Raw genomic sequence first — 18,425 nt, forward strand, 5'->3', positions numbered from 1 at the left:
CGTCTGCGATCGAACATCAGCGGAACGACTCGCTCACGAATTGACTAGCCAAGAGTGACCCCCCGATCACGCATGAACGGCAGCGGATCGGTGAGTGCACCGTTGATCCGAACCATGAAGTGAAGGTGACACCCGGTCGACCCCCCGGTCGACCCCACCTTCGCGATGTTCTGGCCAGGCCCCACGTGCTGCCCGACCCTGACCAGAATACCGCCGTTGACGATATGTCCATAGCCCGTCGTGATTCCGCCGCCGTTGTCGAGCTCGATGAAGTTGCCGAGGTCGCCGTTCGGGCCGGCGTAGATCACGGTCCCCGAATGCGCGGCGTAGATGTTCGCCCCGCAGCCGGTGCCCGAGATGTCCTGCCCCGAGTGCAGCTTCCAGTAGTGGTAGATCGGGTGGAATCGCATGCCGAAACGGTCGCCCAGGTAGCCGTTGGCCGGGTTGGCCCAGCCGGAGGCGCTGACGACGCCCGCGGCGCCCGGACCCCACTTGGCGAGCATCTGGGCGTTGTAGTCGGCCAGGGTCGCCGCGCGCTTCTCCTGGAGCACGGTGAGCTTGGCCTGCAGCTGCGCCTGCTGATCCTGCTGCTGCTGCAACGCCGTGGCGGCGGCTTCGGCGGCCGTCTGCGCGGTCGCGAAGGCGGCCTGCGCGGCGTCCTTGAGCTGCGCGAGGATGACCTTGGCCCGGTCGGCCGCGTCGGTCAGCGATTGCGCGCTCTTCTGCGCCTGCAGGGCGTTGGCGTAGATCTGAGCCGAGCGGTCGGTGATCTGGCCCGCGGTGCTCATCCGGTCGAGCAGCGACGCCGCCTTGCCGGAGTTGCCGAGCAGCACGGCGGTGAAGTCACTGGCGCCGCCGGTCTTGCTCATCTGGGCGATCAGCTGCCCCGCCTGCTTGATCGCCGCGTCGGCCTTCTTCTTCGCGGCGTCGGCCTGCGCCTGCAGAGCCTGTACGACGACCTGCTTCTGGTCGAAGGCGTCCTGCGCCTTGCCATAGGCATCGCCCTTGGCCGTGGCGTCGGCCTGCGTGCGTGCAACGTCGGCCTGGAGCTGCGCGAGCTTGCCCTTGATCTGGTTGACGAGGGCCTGGGTCGCATCGACGCTGGCCTGCGCCGCAGCGACGTCCTCCCAGGTGACATCGCCGTTCGCGTCGGTGCTCGTCGCCGCGTAGCTCGGCGCAGTGATCGCGCCCGCCAGTACCGAGACCGGCAGCATGCCCAAGGCGACGACCGTCGCGACGACGCGGGTTCGCGTCATCCGGGCGCGCAGCCTCGTCGTCGCGCGCGCCGACGCGCGCCCCCACCGAACGGTCATGATCTCCCCGCAATCTGCGACGGCACGGCCGAAACCACACGAGTCACACAGATAACACTGTTCACACTAGCAACAGGCCTGGGATTCGACCAGGGCCCGCGTCGACGACGGCCACCGCGCCCGCAGGCGCCAACCTTCGACATCGAGTTGAACCTAACCTGCGCCGTCGCCCGCACCCGGTTCATTCGGCCGTTTCGGCACAACCGCCGGGATTGGCGTTTCGGCCCCGGCGCCCGTATGCTTGACCCTCGGTTGCTCTGCGGTAATCCGTCACGGCCCCATCGTTTAGTGGCCTAGGACACCGCCCTTTCACGGCGGCAGCACGGGTTCGAATCCCGTTGGGGTCACCACCGCCAGGCAAGATGAAAAACCGCACAACTCAACAAGCATGGCCCTGTAGCGCAGTTGGTTAGCGTGCCGCCCTGTCACGGCGGAGGTCGCGGGTTCAAGTCCCGTCAGGGTCGCGGATGTCAGAGCCCTTCCGCGAGGAAGGGCTCTTTCACCATCAGGGGTCTGCTCTCCCAAGAGCGGCCCTCGAGGCTCTGTAGCTCAGTTGGTAGAGCGCACGACTGAAAATCGTGAGGTCACGGGATCGACGCCCGTCGGAGCCACCGAAAAAGCCCCGGATTCCCGGGGCTTTTTGCGTTGATCAGGGGTTTGGGAACCTGAGAGTGGGCTAGCCTGCCCACACTTTGCCCACACCTGCGGCGGTCGCTCGTTGATCCAGGGCCGCCGCGACTGATTCCAGGTCGTCGTCGAAGAGGTCAGCGTAGACATCGAGTGTCATCGCGGCGGAGGCGTGACCGAGCATCCGCTGGACCGCTTTCACGTTGGCCCCAGCCGAGATCGCGAGGCTGGCCGCCGTGTGCCGGAGGTCGTGGATCGTCAGCTCGGGGAACTCGGGATCCTGCTCGCGGCAGGCGGCGACCGAGGCGGCGAACTGACGGCGGCGAAAGTTGTTGCTGCGGAGCACGCCACCATCGGGGCCGATGAACACCAGCTCGTCTCGGGCGCGCCTCTCGCAGCGTTTGGCGATCGCGGTCGAGAGGAACGCCGGGAACGGAACAGAGCGGCTGGCATGCGACTTGGGCGTGCTCCATACGAGCTGCCCCCGCGGGGCGGAGACGCCCTCGCTGATCGACAGACGTCGCCGCAGCATGTCGACGCGGCCGATCTTGAGCGCCGCCATCTCGCCCCAGCGGACGCCAGTGTAGGCAAGGAAGAGCACGACGTCCGCATACTCAGGCCCGCAGCCCTTCGCCAGCTCTCGCACCTGCTCGTGCGTGAGGTAGCCACGACTCTTGCGCGTGACGCGGGGAAGGTGGACGTTGTCGCAGGGGTTTCGCGCGAGCCGCCCGTCGCGGATCGCGAACTTCATGAGACCGCTGAGCACGAGAAATATCTGTCGCACGGTCGACGGAGCGAGCTCTTTCGTGAGCCCACTGACCCAGGCTTGAACGTCGGAATGCCCGATCTCGGTGAGGCGGTAGCGACCCCATCGAGGAAGCACATGCTTGTCGAGCGATTGGCGATAGCCGGCGAGGGTGGTCACCTTCAGCTGCAGTTGGGAGTCGTACCAGCGTGGCGCCCACTCGGCGACCGTGATGCGAGAACGGCCAGGGTCGACGAAGTCTCCCCGAAGCTTCGATACCTCGACGGTGGCCAGGAAATCCTCGGCCTCGCGCTTGGTCTTGAAGCCGCGCTTGTCGGTCTGCCTTCGGTCGGGCGTGCGATAGCGCACCCGGTAGCGGCGTCCCGCCGCGGTTTCGTACGGTTCGACTGTTGCCATGGTCCCCGCCTCCACTCGAAACGAAAGCTACGCCGGACCGACGACTTCAGCCCCAATCGACCTCCACCGACACTCGAAAACAGCTCTTCCCGTTTGCCCAGTATTTGTGCGCCTGCGAACGCTCCAACCCCTCCCATGAACCAGCGGTGAGTGTGAGGGGTTGGAACGCGGACCCAGTCCGGCAGGCGCACAAATACTGGGCAAACGGGGCCTTACCCCGTCGTTCACCCCGTCGCTCCGAACGACGGGGTGAACGACGTACTTACCAAAGGAGAGTGACTCGAGCGGTCACGCCTGGAGTATCAAGCTCGTGGGGAGGACGCCCCCTTGCGGCGGTCGTAAACGAAGGAAATGACGCAGAGGGTTGCGAAGATGAGAGCACCCACGATTGCGACCACGCGGGGAAAGACCGGCGAGAACGCATCCGGAATCGTCAGTGGGCCGACCCAGATGAAGGCGACGTTCCACAAGGCAGCGAGCCCGGCAACGACTGTGCGGTGCCGCCACAGGAACCGCGCGGCTCTGACTTCGACGGGGGCCATGCCGATGATCGTAGGCGTACTGAACGAGGGGCGCTACGCTCTTACCCGTCGTCGTCCGGGCCGAACGGATCGCAGCGAAACCTCGAGACAGGTCACTAGAGGGCCGCTTCGCGGCCCGGCGCTCTCGCATGAGGAGCCAGTCACCACGTACCGACGAAGGTGCTCCCACCCGCATTTTCGAACTGCGCTACGACGAGGCGTCCGTTGGCAGGCACTCCCTTAGGGTCAATCTGATCGAAACACAAGGCCACATATGTCTTGGGGTCCAAACCCGTCACGAGTTGATTGAACTCGTCGCGGTATTCGGAGCCAACGATCTTCGCCGCAGACGCAATGCTGGAGTCTTGGGCTCCCACCACGCGCTCCGACCCTTTAAGGGGGAGGGGCGTTGATCCACTGACTGTACAGACCTTCACGGCCCTGGTGTCGAGCGCGCGCGGCGATTCCACCTGGCTTGGCGTTGCGCTCGCGCAACCGACTAGACCGACCAAGGCGCAGAGCGCCACGGCCGCAGACGCGGCACGAAGCGAGACACGAGCGGGCACGACACTCCTCTAAGTCGACGGCCCAGTCTCGCGCATTGCCGCGCATCCGGCCAGCCACCCGGCGACCAGTCTCCGCGACACCGGCACCCCGGGGGGCAGGTACCTATTCCTGCTTGGCTGACACTGAACTGACGAGCTCGATCATGAGACCGACCACTCGATCGACTTGTTTTGGGGTGGCGGGATAGAGGCCCCACAAGACAGGGCTCGTCAGCTTGAATCCCACGTCGGCCCCAGGATCCGTCAAAGACACCTCGAACTGCCCCGCACCGACCGCGGATCCGCTCAGCGGCGCCGTGACAGCCTCGATACGAGCGAAGGGAATTGTCGCGACGGGCGCCCCACCGCCGGCGGCCTGCCACAGCTCGAACCCGTCTTGCGCTCCCACAAGACCGTAAGTCCTGGGTCGATCCGACGCCACGTTCCCACCGAGAGTTTGGAGGACCCCTCCTTCTAACTCGACATCTCCAATCCAAACCAGGTCCCTGTTGACGATCAGCTCCCGACGCCGGGCCCGCGAGTCGCGGGACCGCACCCAATAGGTCAGCACAATCAATCCGAGCACTAAGGCAACCGCCCCGATCCCGAACCCAAAGTCGAGCACAGCGCCAAGGGGCGTCTCTCCGCTCGTCGTGACGCGAACGATCTGCAGTCCCAGCAACGCGCCAAAGACCACGAGACCGCCGGCGAATCGGGACCAATAGCTCTGCATCAGCGCACCATCTCTTGAACCCGGTCAGCGACAAGGGGTCGGGTGGGTACCGACGTACTTTCGTGACAGATGAGGGAGCCTGCACGGCGGAGAATCTGCGCGGCTGCTTCCTTTACAGCGGCAGTCAGCGGCATCCCCGCTCCAATCTTCAAGAGTTCTTTCTCGAGGCGAGCTTCAGCACGGCTCGACGGGCGCCCTACTTCGGGGTTGTGAGCAAGGGAGCTTTCTGTAGCAGGGTCGCGATGAGGTTCCCGACCCACGGGACCACAACGAGGAGCAGGACCACCCCCATTGCAAGGGTGACTAGACCGCCCACCAGCAGCAGGACGTATTGATAGCGCGACCGCAGAACAGGAGCTGATTCTGCAGCGAGCAGATCTGCAAGAGGATCCGCCTGCTCAACCGTCATACGGTGATCGTAGCTACGGCGCTCACGCGGACACACAGATCAAGCCGCAGCATCGCCCGGCGTGTGGGCAGCAGTTCAGATGTTCGAATCGCCTGGCGCTTCACTTGGCGCTGCCGCGAGGACCGCGGCGAGAAGGCCACCTAACTGGACGCTCGGGGTCAGTTCTGCCAACGCTGGCAGCGAGATTGATTCATAGCCGCGCGACTCAAGCGCAGCTCGCGGGACGACGTAGAAGGCCCATTGCGTCAGGTCGAGGACGTTGTAGCTCGCATGGTTCTGGGCGGTCTGGACGCCGAAGACGTAGACGTCGGCGTTGAACTGCTTTCCCGCCAGGTCGTATCCGCCGCGCGGGGTGTAGCGAGTTCCTTTCAGGCCGGTGAAAGTAATCCGGCTGAGTCGAGGCTGTTCCCACGATTGCAGATAGGCAGAGCTCTTGACCTCGATCTTGATCCCGTCGAAGAGAACGTCGTACTCCGCCCACTCGACACGCTGCGCAGCGACGCCGAGCGCGCGAGTGACGATGAACTCGGCCAAATAGCCACGAGCGTTGTTCATCCGCAGGTCACCCAACGCGAACTGCCAGAAGTCAACGACAGTGGTGCCATCGAGGCCGAGAAATGGATCAGACGGGGCGACGGTGGTCGCCGTAGGGGGAACAATCCACCCGTCGCTTTCCGGCTGAACAGGGCTCGCCGTCTGGCTCATAGAGAGAAACCTAACGCTGCATCCATGCCTCCCGCATATTAGTCGGGCCCACCTCGCTGGCCGGGGTCCCCCTGCGGAAGCGCCATAGGCAGTGGGCCACTCTCGATTGTTGTCCAGCCAGCCCACTAGTTCCGGTTGAGGCCGTGCTTTCGGCTTAGGAGGGCCAGCTTGTAGTGTTCTTCTGCTTCAAGGATTTCGGCAAGGGGAGTTGCAGGCCCGAAGACCCGAAGGAGGCTGTAGTGAGCTGTTCTCGGGTCAAAAATCGTGCCGTCGCCGAGTGCAACGTTGCCACCGTGCCCGTTCCGTGCATACTCGTTCCATCGTCCGAGAACCCCGTCCTCGCCTGACGCTTGCCCGACATATAGGCGGCCCGGCCCAGTTGAATCTGCGATGAGGTAGATGCCCTTGACAGATTCGAGTGCAGTTCTCCATTTTGCGTAGCGTGAGTCTTCGCTGACCGCGCGCAACGTGTCGTAGTCGATCAGAAGGCGGTCATAACCTGGGAAGGGCACCGATTCAGGGTCGGCGATCTCGACTACCCGATATTGAGAAGCGGTCGCACCGCTCTTGGCCCAGTTGACGGGATCGTTGCCCCACTCGATCACCAAGCGCCCTCTCAACGTTTCGAGCAGATCCGTCTCGTGCAGGTCAAAGAAGCGGCGAAGGTCCGTCCGCTCGGCAGCAACCTCGCCGCGGTTTTCGTAGGCGGTGTAGAAGCGGGCACGACGCCCACTGTCCGCGGTGAAGATGAGCCATGTGCCGGGGGGATCGATCCCCAGCTTGTGCCCAGATCCAAAACCTTGTTCACGGGTGTACGCGAGCACGTAGTTCGGGTCGGCAAGCGAGCTGGGAGAGGAGAGACCCTTAGGCCCAAACGTGTGCCTAACAATCACAACGTCGGCAAGGTTCTCGACCGCGGCGGCGTCGAGAAGATGCGCCAGCGTGACAACACCCCGACGAGCAGCGCCATCAGAAGTGATCTGCATGCCTCAGGCTAGCGCGGTCCTTAACCAGACCTTTTGCAAACGCGGCGTCAAGGCGGTGCATCCCGTCGACATGATGTGCCCGACCGAGGCCGCCCAACCTCGACAGTGGCGAGAGCGGGCCGCCCATCCTCCTGACCCACCCGGCCCCGATCCCGGTATCAGCGATGCAGACTCCCGGACGCCGAATCCTGCCGTGCCACCACCAGACCGTCGACGCTGATTGTGAACGACTGCGGCCGAAATGATCCGCGGATGAGCTGCCGTGTCTTCTCGATCCTCAATGAGTGCCGGCCACCAACGCTGAGCTCGACCGCGCGGGACAAGCGGAGCCCCGCGGCGAAGTACTTGTCGAGAACCTCCACCCCGTCGATCTGGACCTTGAGGCGGTTGTCCCACTGGTCAAAATCGATGCGAACCTGGTGAGGCTCTTCCTGGCCCACTTCGAACTGCATCGAGAGCTTTGGGGCAAGGCGCCGGGCGCGATCGAACACAGAACGCAGTTTAGGTGGCGGGGGAAAGGGCATACCGCCATCAGAACCTGCCATCTCGACTTCTGTTATGTATCAAGACATGGGTGACAGTTCTGCATCAGGAGATCGGTGACCATTCCGCATCAGTTGGTGGTGACACTTCCCCTCATTCTGTGAGCCACGGCGGGGGACATCTGCGAGAGTGAATTCGTGGAGTTGCACGTTCGTGAGTGGGGGCAGGGTAACCGCGTTGCCGTTCTGCTGCACGGCATGATGGGCTCGTCGGACAGCTGGTGGCGTGTGACACCATCGCTCGTCGATCGCGGCTACCGAGTTCTGGGCATGGACCTCCCCGGGCACGGACACTCCCCCCGAGACCCAGATCTGACCATAGAACGAGCGGCCGCCGCCGTCGTTACGACCGCAGCCGCGCACGGCGGCTCGGCTCCCGCCCTTGCTATCGGCCACTCGTTTGGTGGACTCGTCCTGGCCGCCGCGCTTCCGGATCTCCGACCGGAACATGCAGTTCTCGTCGACGCGCCAACATCGAGCCGCGGTGGATGGGATCGCGACGAAGTGCGCGCAGAATATGAGCAAGACCGGCGGGCGCGGACGTTCGATGGATTGCTCCGAACCCACCCGCACTACAACGAGCAGGATGCCCGCATCGAGGCTGACGCTGCTCAGTCGTTTGATCCTGACACCGCAGCCGCATCGGCTTCAGCGACCGGCGGATCCTGGCCCCCGCCCGCCGGCACGATCGTTATTCGGGCTATGCCGAGCGATTATGTCTCCGACGAAGCCGCCGCGGTCATGCGCTCGAACGGAGTGATCGTGCATGACCTGCCTGGAGCACTTCATTCAGTTTGGGTTAGCCATTTCGACGAGTTCGTAGCGTTGATCCCGCGCTGAGCAGTCCTGAACGACGCGACGGGCCAAGACCGAGTGTCACCGATGTCCTGATGCAGGAAGTGTCACCGATGTCCTGATGCAGAACTGTCACCCATGTCCTGATACATCACATGCCATCTCGACTTCAGGCCTCTGCCCACACTTTGCCCACAATCGCAGTGGTGCCCAAGTGATCACATCAGTGACATTGGGTGACAAGACGCCTTGATTTCTGGGCCTCGTCACTCAATCGCACGTCTTGTCACGCACCCGGCTTCGACTGAAAATCGTGAGGTCACGGGATCGACGCCCGTCGGAGCCACCGAATATGTGTGAAGTTCGCCGGTGGACTGCAACACGCCGCACCTGACTCTCGAGCAGCAGCTTTCCCAGCTCGATCGCCGTGGCATGGTCGTCGACAATCGGCCGCAGGCCCTTCGCCTCGTCGAGACCGTCGGCTACTACTGAGTACCGAAATGCCCGCTGGATTGAGAGCGTTTACTCTGTGGGCGAGGGCCCCCAAGGAGACATGTGACCGGACGCCTACGTTGTGAAATCTTTTCCGCGGATCTGAACAAGACCGTGGACTTCTACGAGCGAGTGATGGCGTTCCGTTGCATCCGAGATGACAGAAGCGCGGGGACGTCTTACGTCGCGTTCGAGCGAGGGGAGATTCGTTTGGGAGCCGCGGCTGGCCCGCACGACGTCGATCCGGCATCCCGTCGGCCCCTGGTGGGTGTTGAACTCGTGATCGTTGAGCACCGACGGATGGCGAGCGAGTGGCAACTTGAGACAACGCTAGTTCGACAGCCTTGGGGACTAAGAGATTTCAGGCTATGTGACCCTGACGGCTACTACTGGCGAGTCACAAGTCCGACTGTGGAGGGTCCGGCTCGAGTATCGACCGACGATCGTGAGGTCACGGGATCGACGCCAGTCGGAGCCGTTCCCTGCAACTGAGTTGTCGCCCACGCCGCGCCGACATCTGCAGCGATCGCGAGGTTTTGGAACAGACCCCGATCTGAGCGATGGGGATCCTCCCGACGATCAAGGCCCTTGATGGTCTGAAGGTGGACTCAACATCGCGGCAACAGCGCGCACCAGGAGCTGCCGCCGCTCCTCGCGTGATCTCCAGCGCACGAGCGCGTGCGCGTTGATGCCGTCGATCATGCCGAGGATCTGGGCGGCGGCCGCGTCGGCGTCGACCGTCGAGACGGCGGCGACGAGATCGCGGATGAAAGCGTGCCACGCATCCATCTCGGATCGCACGCGAGCGGCGAGCGACGGGTTCGACTCGCCCAGCGCCCAGGACTGCACCCACACCGCGGTGACGGTCGCGCGGCTCGCATCGAGCAGGGCGTCGAGCAGCAGATCGAGGCGCGCGTCTGGGGACGTCACCCCGCCGACGAGAGACTCCAGCTCATCCAGTTCGTCGCGGACGATGCCACCGAAGACGTCAGCGACCAGGTCGTCCATGGTGCCGGCGTAGTGCAGCACGAGTCCGGGGGTGACGCCGGCGCGCGCGGCGACCGCGCGCATCGTGACGGCCGCGAGACCCTGCGAGACGGCGAGCTCACGGGCTGCCGAGAGGAGGGCGGCGCGGCGCTCCGATGGGTCGAGTCGCGTGCGCGACGTCGTTGACATGGCCATCCTCCCGTCGATAGTCTCGCGCGTATTGATCACCAGATCAATAGCAGGGAGGACCCCATGGCCTGGCGGATGCCGGCGGAGACCGCACCCCACGAGCGCACCTGGATGGCATTCCCACGCGAGGGAGAGACCCTCGGGTCGACGGAATCCGAGCGCGAGGAGTGCTACGCGGCCTGGACTGCGGTCGCCCACGCGGTCGCGAGGTTCGAGCCGGTGACCATGGTGGTCGACCCGACCGAGAAGGTCCGCGCCGCGAACATGCTCGGCACCGGCATCGACACCCTCGAGGCACAGGTCGACGAGTTCTGGATGCGCGACCACGGCCCCACCTTCGTGCTCGACGACGAACGACCCGGCGTGCTCGGTGCCGTGCAGTGGATCTTCAACGGCTGGGGTGACCACGAGTGGGCCGACTGGACGCTGTCGGCGAAGCACGGTCGCATCGTCGGCGAGGCCGCCGGGGCCGAGGTCGTCACGTCGCTGCTGGTCAACGAAGGCGGCGGCATCCACGTCGACGGTGAGGGAACCGTGCTCCTCACCGAGACGGTGCAGCTCGACCCGCGACGCAACAGGTACGCCTCGCGGGAGCGGGTCGAAGCCGAGCTCGCCCGCACCATCGGCACCACCCGTGCCGTCTGGCTGCCCCGTGGACTCACCCGCGACTACGAGGACTTCGGCACCAGTGGCCACATCGACATCGTCGCGACGTTCCCGTCGCCGGGGACGATCCTGCTGCACACGCAGAACGACTCCGGCCACCCCGACCACGCGGTCACAGCACAGCTGCGCGAGCTGCTGACCGACTTCGAGGTCATCGACTTGCCGGCACCGGCGACCACCCACGACAAAGACGGCCTCGTCGACTGGAGCTACGTCAACCACCTCGTCGTCAACGGCGGCGTGATCGCCTGCGGCTTCGGCGAGGACATCGCCGACGCACGGGCGCGCGACATCCTCTCGGCCGTGTACCCGGGGCGCGAAGTCGTCACCGTCGACGCGCGCCCGCTCTTCGCGCGGGGCGGCGGCGTCCATTGCATCACCCAGCAGCAGCCTGCGGTGTTCCCATGACAGTGGATGTCGTGGAGGCCACCATCTCCGGCCTGCGTTCCGCGATGGAGGCCGGCACCACGACCAGCGTCGAGATCGTGACGCAGTCGCTCGCCCGGATCGCGGCGTACGACGGCGACCTCAACGCGGTCGTCGTGTCCAACCCGGACGCCCTCGACGAAGCACGCGCCTCCGATGAGCGGCGCGCGGCCGGACGGACGCTCGGGCCGCTGGACGGCATCCCGTACACCGCCAAAGACAGTTACCTGTATCGCGGGCTGACCGCGGCGGCCGGGAGCCCGGCGTTCGCGACGCTGATCGCCCGGCGCGACGCGTTCACGATCGAGCGCCTGCGGGCGGCGGGGGCGATCTGCCTCGGGCTGACGAACATGCCGCCCATGGCGAACGGCGGCATGCAGCGCGGGCTCTACGGGCGGGCGGAGAGCCCGTACGACGCGGGGTACCTGACGGCTCCGTTCGCGTCCGGCTCGTCGAACGGCTCGGGAACGGCGACGGCGGCGAGCTACGCGGTGTTCGGGCTCGGCGAGGAGACCTGGTCGTCGGGCCGCGGCCCGGCATCGAACAACGGGCTGTGCGCCTACACGCCCTCGCGCGGGGTGATCTCGACGCGGGGCAACTGGCCGCTGGTCCCGACGATGGATGTCGTGGTGCCGCACACGCGCACCGTGGCCGACCTGCTGGAACTGCTCGACGTGATCGTCGCGGACGACACCGAGGCACGCGGCGACTTCTGGCGGGTGCAGCCGTGGGTGTCGGTGCCCGCCGCCTCGGCGGTGCGACCCGCCTCGTACCCGGGGCTCGCCGACGGTGCGACGCTGTCCGGGAAGCGGGTCGGCATCCCGCGCATGTACATCAATGCCGACCCCGAAGCCCGGACCGGCACGCGCGGCATGGGCGGCGCGATGGGAACCCCGATCGTGACACGCGTCTCGATCCTGGCGTTGTGGGAGGCCGCACGGCGTGACCTCGAGGCCGCCGGATGCGAGGTGGTCGACACCGAGTTCCCGGCGGTGAGCAACTACGAGGGCGACCGTGCAGGAGCACCGACCGTGGCGACCCGCGGGCTCGTGTCGCGGGAGTTCCTCGACCGCGAGCTGCTCGACCTGTCGGCGTGGGCGTGGGAGGACTTCCTCCGAGCGAACGGAGACCCCGCGCTGCCGACCCTCGCGGGCGTCGATGGCGCGACGATCTTCCCGCAGCCGCCGGGTGCGCTCGAGGATCGGTACGACGTGCCCGGCGAGATCGACATCGACGCGTATCCGGGATTCATCCGCGAGCACGGCTTCGGGAAGCTCACCGACATCCCCGAGCTCGAGGACGGAGTGCGCGGGCTCGAGCAGACCCGTCGCATCGACCTCGAGGCGTGGATGGACGAGCGCGGGCTCGACGCGGTCGTCTTCCCGGCGGTGGCGGATGTCGGCCCGGCCGATGCGGACGTGAACGAGCAGTCGGCCGTCAAGGCGTGGGCGAACGGTGTCTGGGTCGCCAACGGCAACCTGGTGCCCCGGCACCTCGGCATCCCGACCGTCACCGTGCCGCTCGGGACGATGGCCGACATCGGGATGCCGGTCGGGCTCACCTTCGCGGGGCGCGCCTACGACGACTCGGCGCTGCTTGCGCTGGGCGCGGCCTTCGAGGCGCTCCGCCCACGGCGCACCCCGCCGCCGCGGACGCCCCGGTTGTAGCATCTGCTCGACATCGGAGAGCGCGTACCCCCAGGTGTCGATCTTGGCGGGGTCGCCCGCCGGAACCGCCTTCGCCCGCGGTGCTTCGCCGCTCAGCTCAGCCGAACGGTCAACGGCGCATCGCTCACCGCGATGACCTCCTCGGTCGTGACGCCGGGGGCGAGCTCGACGAGCACGAGGCCGTCGGGGGTGACGTCGATGACGCAGAGGTCGGTGATGATCCGGTCGACGCAGGCCCGGCCCGTGAGGGGGAGGGTGCAGTCGGTGACGACCTTGGCCGTGCCGTCCTTGGCGACGTGCTCCATGACGACGATGACCCGGTCGGCGCCCGAGACGAGGTCCATGGCACCGCCCATGCCCTTGATGAGCTTGCCCGGGACGGCCCAGTTGGCGATGTCGCCGTGCTCCGAGACCTGCATCGCGCCGAGCACCGCCGTCGCGATGCGGCCGCCGCGGATCATCCCGAAACTCGTCGCGGAGTCGAAGAACGAGGCGCCCTTGAGCACCGTCACCGTCTCCTTGCCCGCGTTGATGAGGGTCGGATCCTCTTCACCCTGCCAGGGATACGGTCCGACGCCGAGCACGCCGTTCTCGGAGTGCAGCACGACCGTGATGTCGTCGGGCAGGTGGTTGGGGATCAGGGTCGGCAGGCCGATCCCGAGGTTGACGTAGCTGCCGTCCTTCAACTCGCGTGCCGCCCGCGCCGCGAGCTCGTCCCGGGTCAACGCCATCAGTTCGCCTCCGGTCGGATGCGCACGGTCGTCTTCTCGATGGGGCGCTCGGCCGACTGCTCCGGCGTGAGCTGCACGATGCGATCCACGTAGATGCCGGGCAGATGCACCTCATCCGGGTCGAGCTCGCCCGCGTCGACCAGCTCGTCGACCTCGGCGATCGTGACCCGGCCCGCCATCGCGGCGAGCGGGTTGAAGTTGCGGGCCGACTGCTCGAACACCAGATTGCCGTGCCGGTCGCCCCGCGCCGCCCGCACCAGCCCGAAGTCGGCCCGGATCGCCCGCTCGAGCACGTACTCGCGGGGGGCACCGAGAGAGTCGAACACCTTCGTCTCTTTCGGCGGCGAGACCACCGACACCGAGCCGTCCGCGGCGTAGCGCCACGGCATCCCGCCTTCCGAGACCACGGTGCCGACGCCGGCGGGCGTGAAGAACGCCGGGATGCCCGCGCCGCCCGCGCGCATCCGCTCGGCGAGCGTGCCCTGCGGCGTCAATTCGACCTCGACCTCGCCGCCCAGATACTGCCGCGCGAACTCCTTGTTCTCGCCGATGTACGACGCGATGATCCGTCGGATGCGGCCCCCGGCCAGCAGCTCACCGAGCCCCCAGTCGTCGACGCCGCAGTTGTTCGACACCACCTCGAGCTCGCGGGCGCCCTGCTGCAGAAGCGCGCGGATCAGCACGATCGGCACGCCGACCAGACCGAAGCCGCCGACGGTCAGGGTGGCCCCGTCGGGGATGTCGGCGACCGCCTCGACGGCGGTGTCGTAGCTCTTGTCCATGCGGCGCCTTCTCGAGGGTCGAATGCTGCAGCCAGCCTAGAACACCCCGAGAACGACGACTCCACGCACCCAGCACGCCGCGTGCTACACGCCGAGCAGGGCCTTCATCTGGTTCGCGATCAGCTCGGTGGCGCGGCGCGGGGCGAGCCGCGACATCCGGTCCATGAACTTCGCATCGCCACCGATGCGCAACCGGAAGCTGCCCTTCTCGAGCGCGCCGATGATCTCGCGGCCCGCTTCGGCCGGGGTCGTCGTCTTGGGCGCCTTGCCCGCGCTCAGGGCCGCCATGTTGGGAACGGTGACCCCCGAGTTCTGAGTGATGTTGGTCGAGACGCCGCCCGGGAAGACGACGGTGACCGCGACGCCGGTTCCCCTCAGCTCGGCGTAGAGCGCCTCGGTGAACAGCTTGACCGCCGCCTTGCTCGCTCCGTAGGCGGCCTGGCCGGGGACCGGCAGGAATCCGCCCATGCTCGACACGTTGAGCACGGCCGCCGAAGGCCGGGTGAGAAGCGTGGGCAGGAAGGCCTTGGTCATGTTCACCACGCCCCAGAAGTTCACGTTCATCACCCGCTCGATGTCGTCGAAGCCGAGGTCCTGGATCTTCACGAACGGCTGGATGATTCCGGCGACGTTGAGCAGGCCGTCGACCTGTCCGTGCGCCTCGATGATCTTCTCGGGCAGCGCGAGCACGTGCCGACGCTCGGTCACATTGACCGGATGCGTCGTCAGGCGCCCCGCGGGAGCACCGGCCAGGCGCACCGTCTCATCGAGGCCGTCCTCGTTGAGGTCGACCGCTGCGACGCGGGCCCCGCGCTGAAGCAGGCCCAACACGACCTCCCGACCCATGCCGTTGCCGCCACCCGTGACCACGAAGACCTTCTTGTCGATCTGCATGAGCGCGACGGTAGCACCGGGGAACTCGGCGGCCCGGGACCATGGTCCCGCTCGCCTTCCGCGGCAGACGCCAGAATGATCGCAGAATGGTGGGGTCGGGAGAAGCCCGATCGGTGGGGCGCGCCCGCAGCGCGGATTGCGCCGCCGAACACAGATTGAGGTATCGATGAGCACCACCGAGTCCGTTCCGAACACCACGCCCCAGCGGTCCACGGGTCAGCGCGTCTTCTCGGCCCTCGTCGGCGTGACGACGCTGGGGATCTTCCTGCAGGCGATCACCGCGGGCGAGTTCGTCTCGCAGGAGCACCGCGGCGGCTGGATCGACGTGCACAACATCGTCGCCAACGCGACCCTGCTCGTCGCCCTCGCGACCGCCATCGTCGGCCTCGTCGCGGTGCGCCGCACCGAGGCTGCCGCCGCCTGGGCGAGCGTGGTGCTGTTCGTGCTGCTGGTCGTGCAGATCGCGATCGGCCACCTCATCACGGAGGGCAAGCAGGATGGCTGGATCGGCGTGCACGTGCCGCTCGCCTTCGTCGTCTTCGGCATCACGATCTGGCTGTCGATCCGCGGGGCGCTGGCGCGTCGCACCCGCGCCGCGGTCTAGCCGCCGTCTCGTGGCAGCCCCCTCCCCGACGACCAGGCACACCGCCGAGCGCTCGGCGGAGGCGCCGCCTGCCGCTGCCACGGCATCGGCGGCCTGGGCGGCGAGGACGGGCTCCGACGCGGTCGCGCAGCTGGGGACGCGCTCGACCGGGTTGACCGGCGACGAGGTCACCGCCCATCGGGCGTCGGCGGGCGCGAACGCGATCCCACCGCACCGGGCCAACGCGCTCGCCGTGCTGGGCCGGCAGTTCCGCAACACGGTGCTGCTGCTCCTGCTCGGCACGGCGATCGTGGCCGGCCTCCTGGGCGACCTCACCGACGCGGTCATCATCAGCGTGATCCTGCTCGCCAGCATCGTGCTGGGCTTCGCCAACGAATACGCCGCGGAGCGGGCGACGGCCCGGCTGCAGGACTCCCTGACCCATTCGGCCGTCGTGGTGCGCGACGGGACGTCGGTGTCGGTTCCCGTGACCGACGTGGTGCCGGGCGACATCGTCGAGCTCTCTCTCGGATGCCGCGTCCCGGCCGACCTGCGCCTTCTCACCGTGAGCGGGCTCAGCTGCGACGAGAGCATGCTGAGCGGGGAGTCGCTGCCGAGCGACAAGTCCATCGCCCCGGTCACCGGCACCGCCGTGTCGGACCTGGACAGCATGGCCTTCATGGGCACGATCGTGCGCGCCGGGTCGGCCACCGGAGTCGCCGTCGCGACCGGCGAAGCCACGGAGATCGGGCGGCTCGCCGCCGGCCTCGACCGCCGGATGCCCGAGACCTCGTTCCAGCTCGGGCTGCGGCGGTTCTCGCTGCTGCTGGTCTGGGTCGCGGTCGCCCTCGTCGCGATCGTGCTGTTCACGGGGGTGCTGCTCGGGCGCCCGTTCATCGAGTCGGTGCTCTTCGCGCTGGCGATCGCCGTCGGCGTGACGCCGCAGCTGCTGCCGGCGGTCGTCAACACCTCGCTGGCGGCGGGCGCGCGCCGGCTCGCCAAGCACAAGGTGCTCGTGAAGCGCCTGGTCTGCATCGAAGACCTCGGCAACATCCAGGTGCTCATCACCGACAAGACCGGCACGCTCACGATCGGCTCGATGACGTTCGAGCACGGCCTCGACCCGGCGGGAGCCGATGCCCCCGAGCTGGTGGGTCTCGCCGCCCGGACCGTGACGGATGCCGGCGCGGGAAGCGGCACCACCGACGCGCTCGACGCGGCGCTCGTGGCGGCGGCCGGCCCAGTGACCGGCGCCGCGCCCGGCACGCCCAGCTCGGTGCTCGCCGATCTGCCCTTCGATCACGAGCGCCGGATGGCAAGCGCCCTCGTCGCGCTGTCGGACGGCCCCACGCTGATCACCAAGGGCGCCCCCGAGAGCGTGCTCGCACGCTGCGTCGACGTCCCGTCGGCGGCGGCCGCGGTCGCCCAGCGCGAGCTCGACCGCGGGGGGCGACTCATCGCGGTGGCGAGCAAGGCGATGCCAGGCGCGACGGCGCTCGAGTCGGGCGACGAGTCCGGCCTGCGGCTGCGCGGCTTCCTCGTGTTCAACGACCCGCCGCGCGCCGAGGCCCGGGCATCGTTGCAGCGGCTGTCGGAACTCGGCATCCGGCTCGTGATCGCCACCGGCGACCACCCCGCCGTCGCGTCCGAGGTCGCCCGCTCGCTCGGGATGGAGGTCGGCACACCCCTCACGGGGGAGCAGATCGACGCGCTGGATGACCGGCAGCTCGCCGCCGCCCTGGACGACAGCAGCATCGTGGCCCGGGTCAGCCCCGAGCAGAAGGAGCGCGTCGTGAGCGTGCTGCGGGCGGCCGGTCAGACCACCGGCTTCCTGGGGGACGGCGTCAACGACAGCCTCGCCCTGCACAGTGCCGACGTCGGCATCTCGGTCGACACCGCGACGGACGTGGCCAAGGATGCCGCCGACATCGTGCTGCTCGAGAAGAGCCTCGACGTGATCGCCGACGGCGTCGCCGAGGGCCGCCGGATCTTCGCCAACACGCTCAAGTACGTGTTCATGGCTGCCTCCGGCAACTTCGGCAACATGATCAGTGCCGCGGTGGCCTCGGCGTTCCTGCCCTTCCTGCCGATGCTGCCGGGTCAGATCCTGCTCGGCAATCTGCTCTACGACGCGAGCCAGCTCACCATCTCGTCCGACCGCGTCGACTCGACGGCGGTGCGGGCGCCCGCCCATTGGGACATCGGCGCGATCGGACGCTTCATGCTGGTCTTCGGCCCGCTCAGCTCGATCTTCGACCTCGCGACCTTCGCGCTGCTGACCGGGGCGTTCCACGCCGGCGCGACCCAGTTCCGCACCGGATGGTTCATCGAGTCGCTCGTGAGCCAGACCCTCGTGGTGCTCGTCATCCGCACTCGGCGCTACCCCTTCGTCCGCAGCCGCCCGGGCATCGCCCTGCTCGCCGCCCTGCTCGCGGTCGTCGCGATCGCGATCGCCTTGCCGTACTCGCCGCTCGGCCCCGTTCTCGGGTTCGAGACCCCGGATGCCGGACTGCTGCTGGCCATCGCCGGCGTGGTCGTCGCCTACCTGGTGATCGCCGACCTCGCCAAGTTCCTGTTCTTCCGGGAGGAAGGCCGCCGCAAGCCGCCGCATCCGCGGTTGGGCAGACTCCGCCGGGCGATCGGACCGTTCGCCCGCTGAGCGCGGGGCGC

General features: G+C 67.2%; 19 protein-coding genes and 3 tRNA genes. 10 read left to right on the plus strand and 12 right to left on the minus strand.

The features are described 5' to 3' along the window. Window positions 1-44: 44 nt before the first annotated feature. Window positions 45-1,256 (minus strand): M23 family metallopeptidase, encoded by a 1,212-nt coding sequence (locus ACFPJ4_RS07595; protein WP_386739804.1) that lies wholly within the window; start codon window positions 1,254-1,256, stop codon window positions 45-47. A 331-nt stretch (window positions 1,257-1,587) separates the two neighbouring features. Between ACFPJ4_RS07595 and ACFPJ4_RS07600 the strand changes: the two genes are divergently transcribed. The 3 genes from ACFPJ4_RS07600 (at window position 1,588) to ACFPJ4_RS07610 (ending at window position 1,924) form a co-directional block, all read left to right on the plus strand. Continuing rightward, window positions 1,588-1,663 (plus strand) — tRNA-Glu (locus ACFPJ4_RS07600). Between the two features lie 40 nt (window positions 1,664-1,703). After that, window positions 1,704-1,777 (plus strand) — tRNA-Asp (locus ACFPJ4_RS07605). A gap of 74 nt (window positions 1,778-1,851) precedes the next feature. Continuing rightward, window positions 1,852-1,924: transfer RNA gene (locus ACFPJ4_RS07610), tRNA-Phe, on the plus strand. 65 nt (window positions 1,925-1,989) lie between these two features. On the opposite strand, the gene ACFPJ4_RS07615 is transcribed toward ACFPJ4_RS07610, so the two are convergent. The 7 genes from ACFPJ4_RS07615 to ACFPJ4_RS07645 form a co-directional block, all read right to left on the minus strand. After that, window positions 1,990-3,102 (minus strand): tyrosine-type recombinase/integrase, encoded by a 1,113-nt coding sequence (locus ACFPJ4_RS07615; protein ID WP_386739805.1) that lies wholly within the window; start codon window positions 3,100-3,102, stop codon window positions 1,990-1,992. A gap of 302 nt (window positions 3,103-3,404) precedes the next feature. Beyond that, window positions 3,405-3,644, minus strand: a complete 240-nt coding sequence (locus ACFPJ4_RS07620) for a hypothetical protein (protein WP_386739806.1) — start codon at window positions 3,642-3,644, stop codon at window positions 3,405-3,407. Window positions 3,645-4,292: 648 nt separating this feature from the next. Next, on the minus strand, window positions 4,293-4,901 hold the full coding sequence (locus ACFPJ4_RS07625) for a hypothetical protein (RefSeq protein WP_386739807.1): 609 nt from the start codon (window positions 4,899-4,901) through the stop codon (window positions 4,293-4,295). Between the two features lie 196 nt (window positions 4,902-5,097). Further along, window positions 5,098-5,310 (minus strand): hypothetical protein, encoded by a 213-nt coding sequence (locus ACFPJ4_RS07630; protein ID WP_386739808.1) that lies wholly within the window; start codon window positions 5,308-5,310, stop codon window positions 5,098-5,100. Between the two features lie 75 nt (window positions 5,311-5,385). After that, on the minus strand, window positions 5,386-6,015 hold the full coding sequence (locus ACFPJ4_RS07635; RefSeq protein ID WP_386739809.1) for a hypothetical protein: 630 nt from the start codon (window positions 6,013-6,015) through the stop codon (window positions 5,386-5,388). A gap of 125 nt (window positions 6,016-6,140) precedes the next feature. Beyond that, window positions 6,141-7,001, minus strand: coding sequence for a GIY-YIG nuclease family protein (locus tag ACFPJ4_RS07640; protein WP_386739810.1), 861 nt, complete (start codon window positions 6,999-7,001; stop codon window positions 6,141-6,143). A gap of 158 nt (window positions 7,002-7,159) precedes the next feature. Beyond that, window positions 7,160-7,492: a hypothetical protein gene (locus ACFPJ4_RS07645; protein ID WP_386739811.1), complete on the minus strand. Its 333-nt coding sequence runs from the start codon at window positions 7,490-7,492 to the stop codon at window positions 7,160-7,162. A gap of 189 nt (window positions 7,493-7,681) precedes the next feature. Here ACFPJ4_RS07645 and ACFPJ4_RS07650 point away from each other — a divergent pair, with 189 nt between their 5' ends. From ACFPJ4_RS07650 to ACFPJ4_RS07660, 3 genes are all read left to right on the plus strand, one after another. Further along, the gene (locus ACFPJ4_RS07650) at window positions 7,682-8,383 is read left to right on the plus strand and encodes an alpha/beta fold hydrolase (RefSeq protein WP_386739812.1); all 702 of its coding nucleotides are present in this window, start codon (window positions 7,682-7,684) and stop codon (window positions 8,381-8,383) included. Window positions 8,384-8,707: 324 nt separating this feature from the next. Continuing rightward, window positions 8,708-8,830, plus strand: a complete 123-nt coding sequence (locus tag ACFPJ4_RS07655; RefSeq protein ID WP_386739813.1) for a hypothetical protein — start codon at window positions 8,708-8,710, stop codon at window positions 8,828-8,830. 63 nt (window positions 8,831-8,893) lie between these two features. Then, window positions 8,894-9,322: a VOC family protein gene (locus tag ACFPJ4_RS07660; protein WP_386739814.1), complete on the plus strand. Its 429-nt coding sequence runs from the start codon at window positions 8,894-8,896 to the stop codon at window positions 9,320-9,322. A gap of 87 nt (window positions 9,323-9,409) precedes the next feature. On the opposite strand, the gene ACFPJ4_RS07665 is transcribed toward ACFPJ4_RS07660, so the two are convergent. After that, window positions 9,410-10,006, minus strand: coding sequence for a TetR/AcrR family transcriptional regulator (locus ACFPJ4_RS07665; protein ID WP_386739815.1), 597 nt, complete (start codon window positions 10,004-10,006; stop codon window positions 9,410-9,412). A gap of 63 nt (window positions 10,007-10,069) precedes the next feature. Here ACFPJ4_RS07665 and ACFPJ4_RS07670 point away from each other — a divergent pair, with 63 nt between their 5' ends. Continuing rightward, on the plus strand, window positions 10,070-11,080 hold the full coding sequence (locus ACFPJ4_RS07670; RefSeq protein WP_386739816.1) for an agmatine deiminase family protein: 1,011 nt from the start codon (window positions 10,070-10,072) through the stop codon (window positions 11,078-11,080). Then, entirely contained in the window at window positions 11,077-12,765 is a 1,689-nt protein-coding gene (locus ACFPJ4_RS07675; RefSeq protein ID WP_386739817.1) for an amidase, read from the plus strand. Before ACFPJ4_RS07670 ends, ACFPJ4_RS07675 begins: the two co-directional genes overlap by 4 nt. A gap of 92 nt (window positions 12,766-12,857) precedes the next feature. Here the strand turns inward: ACFPJ4_RS07675 and ACFPJ4_RS07680 are convergent, their stop codons facing one another. The 3 genes from ACFPJ4_RS07680 to ACFPJ4_RS07690 all read right to left on the minus strand — a co-directional run bounded on the left by ACFPJ4_RS07680 (window position 12,858) and on the right by ACFPJ4_RS07690 (window position 15,172). Continuing rightward, window positions 12,858-13,496: a CoA transferase subunit B gene (locus ACFPJ4_RS07680; protein ID WP_386739818.1), complete on the minus strand. Its 639-nt coding sequence runs from the start codon at window positions 13,494-13,496 to the stop codon at window positions 12,858-12,860. Then, the gene (locus ACFPJ4_RS07685) at window positions 13,496-14,278 is read right to left on the minus strand and encodes a CoA transferase subunit A (protein ID WP_386739819.1); all 783 of its coding nucleotides are present in this window, start codon (window positions 14,276-14,278) and stop codon (window positions 13,496-13,498) included. Before ACFPJ4_RS07685 ends, ACFPJ4_RS07680 begins: the two co-directional genes overlap by 1 nt. An 84-nt stretch (window positions 14,279-14,362) precedes the next feature. Beyond that, window positions 14,363-15,172 carry an SDR family NAD(P)-dependent oxidoreductase gene (locus tag ACFPJ4_RS07690; RefSeq protein ID WP_386739820.1) on the minus strand — a complete coding sequence of 270 codons (810 nt, stop codon included), beginning with the start codon at window positions 15,170-15,172 and terminating at the stop codon, window positions 14,363-14,365. Window positions 15,173-15,338: 166 nt separating this feature from the next. Between ACFPJ4_RS07690 and ACFPJ4_RS07695 the strand changes: the two genes are divergently transcribed. Together ACFPJ4_RS07695 and mgtA are read left to right on the plus strand one after the other, a co-directional pair. Continuing rightward, window positions 15,339-15,776, plus strand: a complete 438-nt coding sequence (locus ACFPJ4_RS07695; RefSeq protein ID WP_386739821.1) for a hypothetical protein — start codon at window positions 15,339-15,341, stop codon at window positions 15,774-15,776. A 10-nt stretch (window positions 15,777-15,786) separates the two neighbouring features. Continuing rightward, window positions 15,787-18,414, plus strand: a complete 2,628-nt coding sequence (mgtA, locus tag ACFPJ4_RS07700) for a magnesium-translocating P-type ATPase (protein ID WP_386739822.1) — start codon at window positions 15,787-15,789, stop codon at window positions 18,412-18,414. Window positions 18,415-18,425 lie beyond the last annotated feature (11 nt).

The sequence above is a fragment of the Lysinimonas soli genome, assembly GCF_042655435.1.
GTDB classification, from domain to species: Bacteria; Actinomycetota; Actinomycetes; order Actinomycetales; family Microbacteriaceae; genus Lysinimonas; species Lysinimonas soli.